Origin of the sequence: Streptomyces sp. NPDC087215 (genome assembly GCF_044744885.1) — a bacterium.
Taxonomy (GTDB): Bacteria; Actinomycetota; Actinomycetes; order Streptomycetales; family Streptomycetaceae; genus Streptomyces.
The window spans coordinates 29,754-44,714 of record NZ_JBIUZD010000022.1; the positions used below are offsets into that span (position 1 = coordinate 29,754).

A 14,961-nucleotide genomic window follows, 5' to 3' on the forward strand; every position below is an offset into this window, starting at 1 on the left:
TACTCGACCTGACAGGTAGGGATGGATACTCTGCTGAAGCGGCACAAGCCACCCGACCCCCCGCTGGGAGCGATTCCCATGAGCACGCGACAGGACTTCACGCGGAGGCGGCACATCGACCTCGCCCGCGTCGCCAGTGCCTTCTGTCGTCGCGCCGCCTGAGACGCGGCCCGCTCCACCCGGTCCGTTCCGCGCGCCCGTGATTCTTCCGGGCCGCGACCGCTCCCGCTGACGTTCCCCCGGGCTCCGCCCCCGGCCCGCGCCGACCGCGCTGTGCCGCCTTCCCCCGCCTCGACCGTGCCGCCCTCCACCGGCGCCGGGCCGGTCCGACGCGCCCCGGTGCGTCCCGCCCCGCTCCGCCACGTCCTCGCTCTCCGTACCGGGAGTCACCATGTCCGTTCCATCCTCCGCCGACCCCGTGCGCTTCGCGTACTGGGTGCCCAACGTCAGCGGCGGTCTGGTCACCAGCCGGATCGAGCAACGCACCGACTGGGGCTACGCGTACAACCGCGAGCTCGCGGTGCTCGCCGAGAACAACGGCTTCGAGTACGCCCTCAGCCAGGTGCGCTACATGGCCAGCTACGGCGCCGAGTACCAGCACGAGTCGACCAGCTTCAGCCTCGCCCTGCTGCTGGCCACCGAGCGGCTGAAGGTCATCGCCGCGGTCCATCCCGGTCTGTGGCAGCCCGGCGTGCTGGCCAAGCTCGGCGCGACGGCCGACCACCTCTCCCACGGCCGTTTCGCGGTCAACGTCGTCAGCGGCTGGTTCAAGGACGAGTTCATCGCCCTCGGCGAGCCGTGGCTGGAGCACGACGAGCGCTACCGCCGCTCGGAGGAGTTCATCCGGGCGCTGCGGGCCATCTGGACCGAGGACCACGTCGAGCGGTCCGGAGACTTCTACCGGATCCGTGACTTCACGCTCAAGCCCAAGCCGCTGAACACTCCGGAACGCCCGCACCCGGAGATCTTCCAGGGCGGCAACTCCACCGCCGCGCGGGCCATGGCGGGACGCGTCTCGGACTGGTACTTCTCCAACGGCAAGGACTTCGACGGCGTCACCGAACAGATCCACGACGTCCACGCCTCCGCCGCGGCGGCCGGACGCCCCGCGCCCCGCTTCGGCCTCAACGGCTTCCTGATCGCCCGCGACACCGAGGCCGAGGCCCGCGACACCCTGCGCGAGATCGTCGCCGGGGCCGACGTCGAGGCGGTGCGCGGCTTCGGCTCGGCCGTCAAGCAGGCAGGACAGTCCACCGGTGACCGCAAGGGCATGTGGCAGGACTCAGGCTTCGAGGACCTGGTGCAGTACAACGACGGTTTCCGGACCGGCCTCATCGGCACACCCGAGCAGGTCGCCGAACGCATCGTCGCCTACAGGAGGCGCGGTGTGGACCTGCTGCTGCTGGGCTTCCTGCACTACCTGGAGGAGGTGGAGTACTTCGGCAGCCGCGTGCTCCCCCTGGTCCGCGAGCTGGAGGCACAGCAACCGGCCGACGAGGAAGAGACCGCCCCCGCTCCTGCCTGACACACCCTCACCCGCCATGTACGGAACGACAGATGAGAGGTCACACCGATGAGCACCGTCGCAACGACGCAGTGGCAGGGCACGCCCGCCCCCGAGGGCGCACAGGGCTGGATCGAGCGGGCCGCCGAGGTCGCCGCCGTCCTGGCCACCGACGCCGCCGCCCGGGACAAGGCCGGCGCGACCCCCCACGCGGAGATCCGCCTGCTGAAGGACTCCGGGCTGGTCACCCTGCTCGGACCGGTCGAGCACGGCGGAGCCGGCCAGGACTGGACGACCGCCTACCGGGTGGTCCGGGAGGTCTCCGGGGCCGACGGCTCGATCGCCCAGCTCCTCGGCTACCACTACCTGTGGAACTGGGCGGCCCGCCTGGTCGCCACCCGCGAGCAGTGGGAGTCCGTCGAGGCGGAGGCCGCCCGCAACCAGTGGTTCTTCGGCGGCGCGGTCAACCCGCGCGACAACGACGTCACCGTCACCGAGGACGGCGACGACCTGGTCTTCACCGGCAGGAAGAGCTTCTCCACCGGCAGCAGGGTCTCCGACGTCACCGTGCTCGAAGGGGTTCTGGAGGGCACCGACAAGCACGTCTTCGCGATCGTCCCCTCCGACAGCGAGGGCCTGACCTTCCACGACGACTGGGACAACATCGGCCAGCGGCTGACCGAGAGCGGGAGCGTCACCCTCGACGGCGTACGCACCCCGTGGGCCTCCGCCGCCGGATACGTGGACAAGGAGTTCCGGCCGCGCGTCTACAACACCCTCAACGTGCCCACGATCCAGCTCGTCTTCGTCAGCTTCTACCTGGGCATCGCGCGGGGCGCGCTGGAGACCGCCGCCACCTACACCCGTACCAAGTCGCGCTCCTGGCTGCACGGCGGATACGAGCGGGCGGTGGACGAGCCGTACGTCATCGACGTCTACGGCGACCTGACCACCAAGCTCTGGGCGGCCGAGGCCCTGGCCGACGCCGTCGCCCTGGAGGGCCAGGCCCTGCATGACGACCCCGACGCCGTCACCGAACGGGCGCGCGGGGAGTTCGAGGTACGGGCCGCCGCCGTCAAGGCCCACGCCACCGAGGTCGCCCTGGAGGTCACCAGCCGGATCTTCGAGGTCACCGGTGCCCGCGCCACCGCATCCGCCGAGGGCCTGGACCGCTTCTGGCGCAACGTCCGCACCCACACCCTGCACGACCCGGTCGCCTACAAGCGACGCGAGGTGGGCCGTCACGTCCTCACCGGCGAACTGCCCGAACCCACCTGGTACTCCTGACCGTCGCCGGGGCGGCCCCACCCCCGTGCCTGCGGGCGTCCGGGGCGGGGCCGCCCCGGACCGAACCCCGATGCGAGGACCCATGGCCACCGTCCTGTCCGTCTCCGGAAGTCCCTCCGCCACTTCCCGTACCGCCCGGCTCATGCGCCACCTCGACGGACGGCTCGTCGGCCAGGGGCACAGCGTCGTCCCGCTGGACGTCCGCACCCTCCCCGCGGAGGCGCTGCTCGGCGCGGACTTCGACCACCCCGCCGTCGTCCGGGCCACCGAGCTGTTCGCGCGGGCCGACGGGATGATGATCGGAACCCCGGTCTACAAGGCGTCCTTCTCCGGGCTGCTCAAGTCGCTGCTCGACCTGTTGCCGCAGTACGCCCTCGCCGGGAAGACCGTGCTCCCGCTGGCCACCGGCGGGAGCACGGCGCACGTGCTGGCCATCGACTACGCGCTGCGGCCGGTGCTGTCCTCCATGGGGGCCGCCCACATCGTCCAGGGCCGGTTCGTCCTGGACCGGCACATCGGCATCGCCCCGGACGGGAGCGTCGCCCTTGAGCCCGGCACCGGGAAGTCGCTGGGCCTGGTCGTGGACCAGTTCTCCGCCGCGCTCGGCCGGAGCTCCGTGCTCACCACCACCAGCTGACCCGCGCGCGACAGAACCGCACGACGGTCGCGCGCAGACCCCGCCCGTACGGCCGCCGTCCGCTTCTCCGGAGGAACCGCATGACCGCCCCCACCAGCACCGCGCCGGTCCGCCCGGCACCCCGCGCCATCGCCGACGACACCGAGGCGCTCGCCGTGGCCACCGGCCTCGCCGCGCGGTTCCGCACAGGCGCGGCAGACCGTGACGCCTCCCGACGCCTGCCCCGTGCCGAACTCGACCTGCTTTCCGCCTCGGGCCTGCTGGGCATCACCGTCCCCGCCGAGCACGGGGGCGCCGACGTCCGCGTGGAGACTCTGGCCGAGGTGTTCCGGCTGCTGGCGTCCGCGGACGCCAGCCTGGCCCAGATCCCGCAGAGCCACTTCGTCTACGTCAACGTGCTGCGCCGCCGGGGCACACCCGCTCAGCAGGCGTTCTTCTTCGCCGAGCTGCTGGCCGGACGCCGCTTCGGCAACGCCCAGTCGGAAGCCGGGACCAAGCACGTCCAGGACATCCGCACCCGGCTGACCCGCGTCCCGGACCACGGCGCCGCAGACGGCTCCTTCCGGCTCGACGGCGTCAAGCAGTACTCCACCGGGGCGCTGTTCGCCGACTGGATCCCGGTCCTGGCCCGCGCCGAGGACGACACCCTGCAGGTCGCCTACGTCCCCGCCGACGCCCCCGGGGTGAGCGTCGTCGACGACTGGGACGGCATGGGCCAGCGCACCACCGCCAGCGGAACCGTACGCCTGGACGCCGTCCCGGTCCCCGCCGACCGGGTGGTCCCGCACCACCTGACCTTCACCGGACCCCAACTGCACGGTGCGGTGGCCCAGTTGCTGCACACCGCGATCGATGTCGGGATCGCCGCCGGGGCACTGGCCGAAGCGGTGGACTTCGTCCGGACCACGAGCCGCCCCTGGTTCGAGAGCGGCTTCGACACCGCCGCCGAGGACCCGCTGCTGATCCAGCGCTTCGGTGAACTGTCCGTCCTGCTACGGGCCGCGGAGGCGCTGCTGTCTGCGGCCGCCCGCGCCGTGGACACGGCGACGGCCGACCTCACCGACGACACCGCCGCCGAGGCCTCCGTCGCCGTCGCCGCCGCCAAGTCCTTCGCCGCCGGAGCGGCCGTGGAGCTCGGCAGCGCCCTGTTCGAGGTGTCCGGCACCCGCTCCGCCCTCGGCTCGCTCAACCTCGACAGGCACTGGCGCGACGCGCGCACCCACACCCTGCACGACCCGGCCCGCTGGAAGATCCAGCACATCGGCCGCTACGTCCTCAACGGCACCAGGCCGCCCCGCCACGGCCTGCTCTGACCCCGCCCCCACCATCCCCCACCGCACGGGAGTACCCGATGGCCCTGACCTTCCACTGGTTCCTGCCCACCTACGGCGACAGCCGTCACGTCGTGGGAGGCGGCCACGGGCTCGCGGCCGGGAGCGCCGGTGGCGACCGGCCCGCCACCCTCGGCTACCTCACCCAGATCGCCCGCGCCGCCGAGCAGCTCGGATTCGTCGGCGCGCTGACCCCCACCGGCGCCTGGTGCGAGGACGCCTGGCTCACCACCGCGATGCTCGCGGGGGAGACCGAACGGCTCAAGTTCCTGGTCGCCTTCCGCCCCGGCTCCGTCGCCCCGACCCTGGCCGCGCAGATGGCCGCGACCTTCCAACGGCACACCGGCGGACGACTGCTCCTGAACGTCGTCACCGGAGGTGAGAGCCACGAGCAGCGGGCGTACGGCGACTTCCTGGACAAGGACGCCCGCTACGCCCGCACCGGCGAGTTCCTGCAGATCGTGCGGGAGCTGTGGCGGGGCGGGACCGTCGATCTGCATGGGGAGCACCTCCGAGTGGAGGACGCGCGGCTGGGCCGACTGCCCGATCCCGTGCCCGAGGTCTACTTCGGCGGGTCCTCGCCCGCCGCCGGTGACGTGGCGGCCGAGTACAGCGACGTCTACCTGACCTGGGGCGAACCGCCTGCCGCCGTCGCCGGGAAGATCGCCTGGATCCGCGGCCTCACCGCCGCCCGGGGGCGCCGCGTGCGCTTCGGGATCAGGCTTCATGTGATCACCCGCGACACCTCGGAACAGGCGTGGGCCGAGGCCGAACGTCTTCTGCGGGGCTTCGACCCGGCCGCCGTGCGGGCCGTCCAGGCGGGTCTGGGCCGCAGCGAGTCCGAGGGCCAGCGCCGGATGCTCGCCCTGCACCACGGCAGCAGCTCCGGCCTGGAGGTCTCCCCCAACCTCTGGGCCGGAATCGGTCTGGTCCGCGGCGGCGCGGGCACCGCGCTCGTCGGCAGCCACACCGATGTGGCCGAGCGGATCGCCGAGTACCACCGGCTGGGCATCGACGAGTTCATCCTCTCCGGGCACCCGCACGTCGAGGAGGCGTACTGGTTCGGCGAAGGCGTCCTCCCCCTCCTCGGCGCCCGGGGGCTGTGGACCCACCCGGCCGGCCCCGCAGAGCCGTCGAGCACGCGCGTGCCCTTCGTCGGCGCACCCGGCGGCACGGCGGGCTGAGCGGCACCGCGCCGGGCTCCCTACGTACTGCGCGCAGGGAGGCGTACGCGGAAATCACCTCGCCCTCCCCCGTCGGCCGACCCCTCGACGTCCTGGCCCGCCGGAACCGGTACCTCCTCGACCCGCCCGGCCGTGCCCCCGCCGTGACGGGCGCCGCCCGACCGCTCGCCGCGCGGTCCCGCGTCGGCGGACTCGTACGCCTGGGCCGCGGGGCGAGCCGGAGCCGCAGGACGAGCGGGGCCGAGCGGGGCGAGCGGGCAGGACCGCGACGCGCACCGTACGCACATGCCACCGGTCGCCCCGCACCCGCTCACCCGCGCCCCGGGCCGCCCCGCGTTTCACCGCGTACGGGTAAAGCCTCTCCCGCGCCCGCGTATGGCGCAGCCCATCCCGCCGCCCGTCCCGTCCCGCCCCGGCCGGGTCGGGGGCTCCGGAGAGGCGCAGTTCAGAGCCCCGCACCGGTGTTCTCCCGGAGCCGGGGCGACGGACCGGCGCGGTCGAACGGGTGGATTCCGGGCGGGTTGACGGGGTGACGGCCGAGGACGACGCTTCGTATAGGTGCTCGATACAACCGGTGCTCGGTGCTCGGTGCGTCGAGTACGCGGGGCTGCTCCGCCCCCGGGCACCGTCGCGCCCGTTCCGTGCTGTCCGGCGGCAGCCAGGAACGCTGTCCGCGCCAGTACGGATCAGCGCCAGGACCGGCGGCACCGGTAGACCAGGAGGAGATGGCATGTATGGCATCGCCGGATGGATCTCCTTCGACCGTGATCTGCGTTGCGCGCAGGAGACCGTGGACGCGATGACCGAGACGATGGCCTGCCGAGGGCCCGACGCCCGGGGCACCTGGGTGCACGGGCCCGCCGCTCCCGGACACCGCCGCCTCGCCGTCATCGACCTGCCCGGCGGACACCAGCCGATGACCGCCGAGCGCCCGGACGGAAACCCCGTCGTCATCGTCTACTCGGGCGAAACGTACAACCACACCGAGCTGCGCGCGGAACTCGTCTCACGGGGCCACCGCTTCACCACCGGCTCCGACACCGAGGCCGTCCTCCGCGGCTACCTGGAGTGGGGCGAGGCCGCCGCCGAACGCCTCAACGGCATGTGCGCCTGCGCGATATGGGACGAGCATCTCCAACGGCTCGTCATGATCCGCGACCGGACGGGCATCAAACCCCTCTACCACCACCCCACCCCCGACGGCGTCCTGTTCGGCTCCGAACCGAAAGCGATCCTCGCCAATCCGCTCACCGCCCGCAAGGCCGGCCTCGACGGCCTCCGCGAGCTGTTCGCCTTCGTCAAGACCCCCGGCCACGCCGTCCGGGAAGGAATGCGCGAGATCGAGCCCGGCACCGTCGTCACCGTCGACCGGAGCGGACCGCACCGACACGTCTACTGGTCACTGCGCACCCGCACCCGCGCCCACACCGACGACCGCCAGGCCGGGCGCGGTCGACCGGGCTCGGCCCCGTTTTGGGCCGCCTCGACGGGCCTGGTGCTGAGAGCCGTCGATCACCGCCCGCGACCAGTCCAGTTCACCGGCGCGGTGCAGTTCGGTCAGCAGCATCTCGTGCAGCCGGTCCCACACCCCGGCCTGATGCCAGTCCCTCATCCGGCGCCAGCAGGTCATCCCGGAGCCGAAGCCCAGTTCCTGGGGCAGCCACTCCCACTGGATCCCGGTGTGCGGCACGAACAGGATCCCTTGCAAGCAGCCCCGGTCGTCCAGTGGCGGACGCCCAAGACGCTGGGACCGCTGCTGCCTGGCCGGCAGCAACGGCTCGACCCGCCCCCACAAGTCATCCGACACCAGCCGCGGCGGTCCCTTCCCCATGGAAGGCTCGACGAGCCACCTCACAAGAAGACATGACCACCAGCCCAGCCTTCTGTTAGCTCCTCTTAGCGCACGATCCGGCATGGATGTTCCTCAACCCCCCGGCTACGCGTTGACGGTCGCCGCAAGCCAGGGCCTTGGCGTCGGGTCCGGCCGATGGCTTCGGGTCAGGTGCGCTTGCGGCTCGCGATCTCGTCGGAGAGCTGCTGTACCTGGGCGGGGTCCGCGTCCCGGGCAAGGGCGACGTAGTGGTCCATGACGGCCGGCCGGTAGCGCACGGGCAACATCTGTCCGGGGACGAGCCGGGTGAGCTCGGTGATCGTGAGGGCTTCGTCCGCGATACCGCGGAACGAGATGCCGTCGGCGGTCTCCACGTCGAACATCAGGACCACGCGTGGATTGCTGTTGACCTCGCGCCAGTCGACGAGAACGCCGAGCGCAAGCGCCCCCGTACGCAGTTCCGCATCGCGCTTCCTCGCGTCACTGCTCAGGAACGGGTTCGGGGCGACGCCCGGGAAGTCGGGCCCGACACCGAGCGATTCCCGACTCAGGTCAGGCCTGAGCTGCGCCATCAGATCGTCGAGAGACGCCCTGCGCTTCTTCTTCCGACCGAACATCCTGGCCCCTCCCTCACACCGGTACCGGAATCTCGGCCCGGTGCTTCGCCTTCACCGCGATCGTATGCCGCGGCCATTCCCTGCTTCCGTCGCACCGCCCCGTCCCGATGGGGCCGCCGTCCGCAGTCGCGGACGGGCTCGGTCGGTGCACCTGTCCGTCGGACGAGCCACCTCCGCGCGCCGGACCACGCAACGCCGCTCCGGCGAGGACCCCGACACCGCCGCACGGTGTGGTGCTCCACGGGCTCGCCGGACGAGGAGGAACTGAACCGGACCTTCGCCGGGGTCGCCGAACCGGCGCCGCCCGCCTTCCACTTCGCGACACCGATCCCGTACCCGGCCCCCCCAGGTGATGTTCGACGACCTCATCCCGAAGGGCCTGCAGTGGTGCTGGCGCGGCGACTTCTCCGACCGCGTCACCGACGGCGCGATCGACGTGCACCGCGCCTTCCTGGAGAACCTCCCCACCGAACTCTCCACCATGCACCCGTATCCGGTCGACGGCGCGGCCCACTGCCCCGGCCCCATGGACACGGCCCGGGCCTACCGCGACGCGGTCCGGTCCGGCGTGATCGGCGGCATCAGCCCGCAGCCCTCCGACTCGGACCGCATCCGCGACTGGGCCGTCGGCTACTGGGACGCCCTGCACCCGCACTCGATGGGCGGCGCGTACGTGAACTTCCTCGGCGCCGACGAACCCGACGCCCGCGTCCGGGCCACCTACCGCGGACACTACGACCGGCTGGCCGAGTGAAGCGGACGTACGACCCGGACAACGTGTTCCTTCACAACCAGAACATCGGGCCGGCGGGGAGCTAGGAGAGCCGGGACCAGCGGCCCCGCAGGACCTCCTCGGCGATGATCCCCAGCCAGGCGCCGTGGGTGTACGGGACGGGCGGGTCCACCTCCAGGCCCAGCAGGGACAGCCCGTACGCGTAGTCCGACTCGTCCAGCCGCAGGGCCAGCAGCTCGTACGCCTCCCCGCACAGCCGGGCCGCCAGCGACGGGTCCGTGACCTCCAGGTAGTCCCGCAGGGCCTCCTCGTGGTCCTGGAACTCCACGCCGTGGTCCTGGGAGAACCAGCCGCCGAGCAGCTGCCCGAGCTCGGGGAACCGGGCCTGCCACTCCCAACGGGTCTGCGGCGCCCCCGACGGCGGCATGTCGCCCTCCGCGAGGCAGCGGCGCAGATGCCCGGCGACGGTGAGCAGCCAGGCCTGGATCTCGGCCCCGTCGAGCCCCGGGTCGGGCAGCGGGTACACCTCGCCCAGCCGCAGCAGCAGCGGCCCCGGAGGGTTGCGGGCGTACTCGCGCAGCTGGCTCTCGGCGATCCCGACCGCCCACGGCCTGCTGTGCCAGGTGTGGCGCAGGTACGCGGTCAGCGCCACGCTCGGCTTCTCCTCGGTGTCGTCGGCGCGCTGGCCGGCGTACGCGCGGAGGACCTGGTCCATCTCCCCGTACCGGGGGTCGTGCTGGAGCGGGGTCAGCGGCATGGGAGGCGGTCTCCTGTCACGGGTGGATCGGGAAGGTGGCGTGCACGGTGAACCCGAGCGGATGCTCCGGGTCGCGCTTCAGGATCACGCGGGCGGCCCGCACGTCCACCGGCCCGTGACCGGCCAGCATCTCCCCCTGGAGCAACACCTGCCCGACCGGCTCGGGGCGGGACGGCCAGTACGCCTCGATGGTGAGCCGCGCGCGGTCCGGCCGGGTCAGCCACCGGTGCACCACCTGCTCGTTCTGCGTGACCACGGCCTGGGTGGCCCAGTGCGCGGTCTCCCGGTCCGGGTAGGCGGCGGAACGTGTCAGCACGGGGAGTGCCCCTCTCGGCCGGAGGTCCAGGAGCACGGGCCGTGCTCCTGGCGCAGGTGGGTGGTCAGGACCTCGGAGATCAGGGTCAGCCAGGCGGACCAGGACGTGTGGGAGCCGGAGCCGAGACCGAGCTCGTCGGCAAAGAAGCGGCGGAGGGTGGTGTCGTCCTGGAAGAGGGCGAGGGCTTCGGCGCATTCGGCGACGACGGGGGAGAACCGCCACGAGCACGCGCCGAGCGGGTGCCAAGTCGCGACGTACAGGCCGATGCCGTCCTCGTCGGACAGGTCCTCGTCCTCCAGGGCGATGCCGTCCTGGCCGAAGTAGAGGTCGAGTATGCCGGTCAGTTTCGGGAACCGCTGGCTCAGCTCCCACACGGTCGGCTCGGCGGCGGCGAGTTTCTGGTCGATGGAGGCCTGCCACGTGTCCACGTACGCGGCGATCTCCTGGAGTGCCGACGGGTCACCGCCGGGGCCGGACCGGGCGGCCAGCTCCCACAGGTCGTCGGGGACCCGCGAGGCCCCGACCGCTCCCGCCGCGACGGCATCGGCCAGCCCCCGCACCTCCTGCGCCGCCTCGTACACGTTCACGCCGCCCCGTTCCGACCGGTCCCAGAGCACCCTCAGCGGGGCCTGGAGCGCGGCCTCCCGCGCGGCCGGATCGGCGGGGATGCCGGGCGTGGCGCGGGAGAAGAAGGGCGCGAGAAGGGTACGCGCGGCTGCGTAGCGGAAGTGGACCTCGTGCACGGGCGGTTCCTGACGGGCTAGGGCGAATCCGGGAAAGCGGTGACGACGATGAACGGGGGCTGGCGGTCGGGGGCGAGCTGAAGACGGACCTTCACATTGTGTACGGGGACGGGTGTGCCGTTGGGGCTGGTCACGGAGACGCCGGTGACCTGCGGGGTGAAGTCGATCGTGAAGGGATCCATCGGGATGGCGGCGTTCGGGTTGTCCTTGATCTTCTGAGCGATTTCGGCGGAGTGCCTGTCGATCGCTTCCTGGACGAATCGCTGTGCGGTGGTGAGGTCGGCGAACGAGGAGGCGGCGGGCGGGTTCGCGTCCCGCATGCGCCTCTGCAACTGCTCCGGGGTGAGTCCCACGTGACGGTCGATGGTGTGCGCCGACTGGTTGCCGACCTTCATGTCCTCCTGGTTGGCGAGGTCGATGGGGTACGGATGGACGGTCTCCTGACCCGGTGCCACCGTCCAGTTGTGGTCCTTTCCGTACCCTTCGATGGAGCGGGCGCCCACCGTCTGCGCGCGGGCCTCCTCCGCCATGAAGCCGGGGACGCTCCGCCGGGCCTCGTCCAGGACGGGCCTGAGGTCGTTCAGTTGCCGGGCGAGGTCGTGCGTCTTGTTGTTGTACCGGTCCACGCCCGCGTTGAGCGCGCCCTCGTTCAGGTTGTCCAGGAAGTTCTTGGCGAGTCCCGCCGGGCCCGTGAGCAGGGAGCCGACGTCCTTCAGGAAGTTCTTGAAACTGTCCGACTTCGCCAGTTCCTTGGCCGCCTCGATGTACTCGTGCTCGATCACCTTGCGGACGTCCCGCACCGCCGTGGCGAACGCGTCGAGGATGTCGGCGATCGCCCGCGCCTTGTCGACCAGGATCCGGAGCACCGGCTGCCGGGTCATATGGAGCGGGGGGTGCTTCCAGTCGTAGCCCTGGGCGACGGGGCTCGCGGCGCCCTTGCCCCAAGAGGCGGTCCCCCACAGGCTGGACGCGAACTGCTTCATCGCCGACTGCCATTCCACCGCGGCGGCGTCGGGGTTCCTCAGGTAGTCGATCGCCGCGTCCAGGTCGGCGCCGGACTTCTCGGCGTCCTGCGCGACCTTCCGCCAGGCCGCCGCCACCAGCGGCAGTTCGATGTCGTCGCCGCCCGGGGTGATCTGACCGACCTTGCCATGGTGGAGGGCCTTTTCCATCGCCTCTCGGATCACCCACTGGATGGCGGTGCCGATGACCCCGAGGACTTCGTTGATGATCCCCTCGGCGAAGGTGTCGCCGCCGCCGGTCCGCCAGCCCAGGAACGGCGCCTTCCCGTAGTCCGGCACGGTGCGTATGACGTCTGGTATCCCCTTCAGGCTGGTGGGGGCGCCCCAGGACGGGTGGGAGGCGTACTCGGCCGCGACGTAGTTGTTCGCGGTGATGGTCAGGCCGGTCGAGACGCCGCCGACGGCGACCACCGAGGCCGCCCACACGTCCAGGTAGCGGCCGGAGATGTCGTCGTACGCCCGCTCGAACGCCTCCGGGCCCGAGCCGACCCCGCACACGTGCTTGTGGCCCTCCAAGGTGCCCAGGAGGTGCCGGGGAGCCTTGTCGAAGGCCGTCTGGTGGTTGCGGATGAGGTACGAGGTGTACCAGACGTGCGTCGGGTCGACGTCGAAGCCGCTCGGGAACCCCCCCGGGTCCACGGACGGCTTGAGGTCCTGGACCTCTTTGTCCGGGTCGGGCGGTTTGAGTGTCTGGCCCTGGGAGATGTCCTTGCCCTGGGGGTCGTAGAGCTTCCCCGGGACGGGCGACGGAACCGCCGGCACGTTCGGCTGCCCGTTCCCGCTACCCCCCGTGGGCGGCGGCGGAGTGGCCATCAGGCGGCCCCCCAGCCGCGCAGGACCGCCTGGTGGGCGGCAGAGTAGTTGGCGTGGGAGGTGGTCACCGAGGTGTGCAACCAGGCCTGCGTGGCCTTCAGGTCCTCCATGTCCTTGGCCCACCGGTCGAGGGTGATCACGAACTCCTCGCGGGCCTCGCCCTGCCAGCCGAGGACCACCCGTTCGGTGCGCTCGTACAGCTCGGCCAGTTGCTCGTTCAGCTTCCGGAGGATCTCCTCCAGCTCCCCGGACATCGCCTGCAACGCGGTGATGTCCACGGCTATCCGGTCGTCGCCCGCCATGTCCGCTCCTCCCCCTACACGTCTTCGATACGACTGCGGGGGACGGGCGCGGACTCGGCGGCCGGAGCGCCCGGCGGCGGCGCCTGGAGGGCGTTCGCCTCCCGGGCCACGTCGATCTGGCCCTGGAGCTTCCGCAGCCGGGACAGCACCTCCAGCTCCTGTTCGCTGAACCCGTTCCGGCTGAACCGGACCGCCTCCTCCAGGAGCCGCAGGTGCTCCCGGATGCGTACGGCGTCCTGCGCGGCCTCGGTGTGGAGGGTCCGGTAGACGTCCCCGGTGGCGCCGCGCCAACGGGCCTGGATCCGGTCGACGATCCCGTCCATCCGCCGGACCTGGTTGTCGAGATGCCGCTGCATGGAGTCCAGGTCGCCGGCCAGCTTGGCCAGCCCGTCGTCCTCGGGCACTCTCAGATCGGGATCCCCCACTGCCATGGCAGCCCCGCCTCCCCGTCGGTCGCGCGACGATCCGCCGCACGCCCGGAACCTACAAGTAGGATTATTACAAAGGAAGTTGAGAAGTCGTCAGGAAGCCTGATCGTGATGGCGCGATTTAGATCAGGCCTCGACGCTCCTCTCCTCGAAGGGCCACACGATCTCCACCCGGTTGTCCGGGTGTCCGACGGCTCCCGCCCACCGCCGGTGGACCATACGGACCGGGCCCGCGAAGGCGAAGCCGTGGTCGGTGGTCCAGGAGGCGGCGGAGTCGTACGCGGTGAGGATGGCGGGGAAGGCGGCGGCCTCGCCGACGACCTCCACGCAGGCGGCGGAGTTCTCCGGGAGGTCCTTCACGTACGTGCCCTCCGGCAGCTCCTCCGCCGACTGCGCGCCGTCCGTCCAGAACGGCAGGCACGCCTCGACGAGGGTCGCGTTCTCGTCGTCGCACAGGCCGTGGAAGCGGACGAACGCGGGCCCGGTGAACGTCAGCGGGCCGCGCCCGGCGAGGGTGTAGAGCTCCTGGTAGGCGGTGTGCAGGACCGTCTCGGCGCTATCGCCGCAGCCTGCCCCCCTGACCCGCCGGGTTCAGTGGCCGCCCGTGCCGGACGAGGTGGTGGAGGCGGAGCGCAAGTGGGTGTCCAGGGCGCCGGCCGGGGTGTTCCAGTCGGGGCCCAGGAGCTGCCCGACGCGGTCGAGGCGCTGAACGACGGTGTTCACGTGGACGTGGAGGGCGTCCTTCGCGCGGGAGGCTGGCCCCCTTGGACGTAGTAGGCGTGCAGGGGGCGCACCAGTTCGGTGCCGCGCTCGGTGTCGTAGGCGAGGACGGGGCCGAGAACACGCTCGACGTACGCGCCGACGTCGGCCCGGTGGTCTGCCTCCGGCCTATCCGCGCCGCAGGCGGTTGGCCTTCCGGCCCGCTCGCTCCGGGCTCACAGCCCGGACGCACCGCCTGCGGCGCGGATAGCCCGGGGCGAGCACGCCTTGCCTGCGATGACCGTGCCAGGCCTGACGCTGGGCTTGCCCCGGCGCCGACCCGGGGCACCACACCACGACCGATGCAGCTGCCGACCTCCTCTAGAGGACACCATCGATTCCCGACATGCGAGGTGGCTACGCTGCGCGACACGGGCAGCATTCGTGGCCTGCTCCTGACCAGCAACGATCCGCCCCCCAGTCCAACTCCCGCTGGGGAGAATCCGGGGAGAATGAGCCGACCGGAGGAGCCGCTGGGGAGAATCGACCGCGCAAAACAGCGTCACCGTGAAAGCTCCAGAAAGGAGCAAACTCGCTGGCCAGGCCGCCTAATTGGGACGTCAACGCAGGTCAGCGCCCCGAGGGCGACGACTTCAAGAAGATCTCTTCGATGCTGGAGCAGCACTCCATCTCGGAAGCGCACGCGCCGAAGCCGCTCCCCGAAGCATCAGAGCAGCGGAAACACCCTCCAAGGGGC

Annotated in this window: 14 protein-coding genes and 4 pseudogenes; 8 read left to right on the forward strand and 10 right to left on the reverse strand. The window is 71.7% G+C overall.

The features are described from left to right. The first annotated feature begins 78 nt into the window (after positions 1-78). From ACIO92_RS32105 to ACIO92_RS32135, 7 genes and pseudogenes are all read left to right on the forward strand, one after another. Positions 79-162, forward strand: a complete 84-nt coding sequence (locus ACIO92_RS32105; protein ID WP_366445927.1) for a putative leader peptide — start codon at positions 79-81, stop codon at positions 160-162. A 229-nt stretch (positions 163-391) separates the two neighbouring features. Beyond that, a complete protein-coding gene (gene sfnG / locus ACIO92_RS32110; RefSeq protein ID WP_402283924.1) occupies positions 392-1,525 on the forward strand; it encodes a dimethylsulfone monooxygenase SfnG in 1,134 nt (377 codons plus the stop codon). Between the two features lie 48 nt (positions 1,526-1,573). Then, positions 1,574-2,791 carry an acyl-CoA dehydrogenase family protein gene (locus ACIO92_RS32115; RefSeq protein WP_402283926.1) on the forward strand — a complete coding sequence of 406 codons (1,218 nt, stop codon included), beginning with the start codon at positions 1,574-1,576 and terminating at the stop codon, positions 2,789-2,791. 82 nt (positions 2,792-2,873) lie between these two features. Next, positions 2,874-3,428 (forward strand): NADPH-dependent FMN reductase, encoded by a 555-nt coding sequence (gene ssuE / locus ACIO92_RS32120; protein WP_366445924.1) that lies wholly within the window; start codon positions 2,874-2,876, stop codon positions 3,426-3,428. Between the two features lie 80 nt (positions 3,429-3,508). After that, the gene (locus tag ACIO92_RS32125) at positions 3,509-4,741 is read left to right on the forward strand and encodes an SfnB family sulfur acquisition oxidoreductase (RefSeq protein WP_366445925.1); all 1,233 of its coding nucleotides are present in this window, start codon (positions 3,509-3,511) and stop codon (positions 4,739-4,741) included. Between the two features lie 38 nt (positions 4,742-4,779). Beyond that, positions 4,780-5,943: an LLM class flavin-dependent oxidoreductase gene (locus ACIO92_RS32130; protein ID WP_402283928.1), complete on the forward strand. Its 1,164-nt coding sequence runs from the start codon at positions 4,780-4,782 to the stop codon at positions 5,941-5,943. 730 nt (positions 5,944-6,673) lie between these two features. Beyond that, positions 6,674-7,381 (forward strand): annotated as a pseudogene (locus ACIO92_RS32135) (asparagine synthetase B family protein); the annotation flags it as partial. Here ACIO92_RS32135 and ACIO92_RS32140 read toward each other — a convergent pair. Together ACIO92_RS32140 and ACIO92_RS32145 are read right to left on the reverse strand one after the other, a co-directional pair. Continuing rightward, positions 7,374-7,774 (reverse strand): annotated as a pseudogene (locus ACIO92_RS32140) (transposase); the annotation flags it as partial. The pseudogenes ACIO92_RS32135 and ACIO92_RS32140 sit on opposite strands and share 8 nt — an antisense overlap. 167 nt (positions 7,775-7,941) lie before the next feature. After that, the gene (locus ACIO92_RS32145; protein WP_402283930.1) at positions 7,942-8,391 is read right to left on the reverse strand and encodes a hypothetical protein; all 450 of its coding nucleotides are present in this window, start codon (positions 8,389-8,391) and stop codon (positions 7,942-7,944) included. A 228-nt stretch (positions 8,392-8,619) separates the two neighbouring features. Here ACIO92_RS32145 and ACIO92_RS32150 point away from each other — a divergent pair. Then, positions 8,620-9,210 (forward strand): annotated as a pseudogene (locus ACIO92_RS32150) (BBE domain-containing protein); the annotation flags it as partial. Here the strand turns inward: ACIO92_RS32150 and ACIO92_RS32155 are convergent. From ACIO92_RS32155 to ACIO92_RS32190, 8 genes and pseudogenes are all read right to left on the reverse strand, one after another. Continuing rightward, positions 9,207-9,881, reverse strand: a complete 675-nt coding sequence (locus tag ACIO92_RS32155) for a contact-dependent growth inhibition system immunity protein (RefSeq protein WP_401243073.1) — start codon at positions 9,879-9,881, stop codon at positions 9,207-9,209. The pseudogene ACIO92_RS32150 and the gene ACIO92_RS32155 overlap by 4 nt on opposite strands. A 16-nt stretch (positions 9,882-9,897) precedes the next feature. Next, entirely contained in the window at positions 9,898-10,197 is a 300-nt protein-coding gene (locus ACIO92_RS32160) for an RNase A-like domain-containing protein (RefSeq protein ID WP_317876765.1), read from the reverse strand. Next, on the reverse strand, positions 10,191-10,940 hold the full coding sequence (locus ACIO92_RS32165) for a hypothetical protein (RefSeq protein ID WP_402283932.1): 750 nt from the start codon (positions 10,938-10,940) through the stop codon (positions 10,191-10,193). Before ACIO92_RS32165 ends, ACIO92_RS32160 begins: the two co-directional genes overlap by 7 nt. 17 nt (positions 10,941-10,957) lie before the next feature. Continuing rightward, positions 10,958-12,724: an RNase A-like domain-containing protein gene (locus tag ACIO92_RS32170; RefSeq protein ID WP_402283934.1), complete on the reverse strand. Its 1,767-nt coding sequence runs from the start codon at positions 12,722-12,724 to the stop codon at positions 10,958-10,960. 50 nt (positions 12,725-12,774) lie between these two features. Next, positions 12,775-13,077 carry a WXG100 family type VII secretion target gene (locus tag ACIO92_RS32175; RefSeq protein WP_317876768.1) on the reverse strand — a complete coding sequence of 101 codons (303 nt, stop codon included), beginning with the start codon at positions 13,075-13,077 and terminating at the stop codon, positions 12,775-12,777. A gap of 14 nt (positions 13,078-13,091) precedes the next feature. Continuing rightward, on the reverse strand, positions 13,092-13,508 hold the full coding sequence (locus ACIO92_RS32180; RefSeq protein WP_366445877.1) for a WXG100 family type VII secretion target: 417 nt from the start codon (positions 13,506-13,508) through the stop codon (positions 13,092-13,094). Between the two features lie 123 nt (positions 13,509-13,631). Next, positions 13,632-13,865: a hypothetical protein gene (locus ACIO92_RS32185; RefSeq protein WP_402060818.1), complete on the reverse strand. Its 234-nt coding sequence runs from the start codon at positions 13,863-13,865 to the stop codon at positions 13,632-13,634. Positions 13,866-14,061: 196 nt separating this feature from the next. Then, positions 14,062-14,371: pseudogene (locus ACIO92_RS32190) on the reverse strand (PucR family transcriptional regulator); the annotation flags it as partial. Positions 14,372-14,961 lie beyond the last annotated feature (590 nt).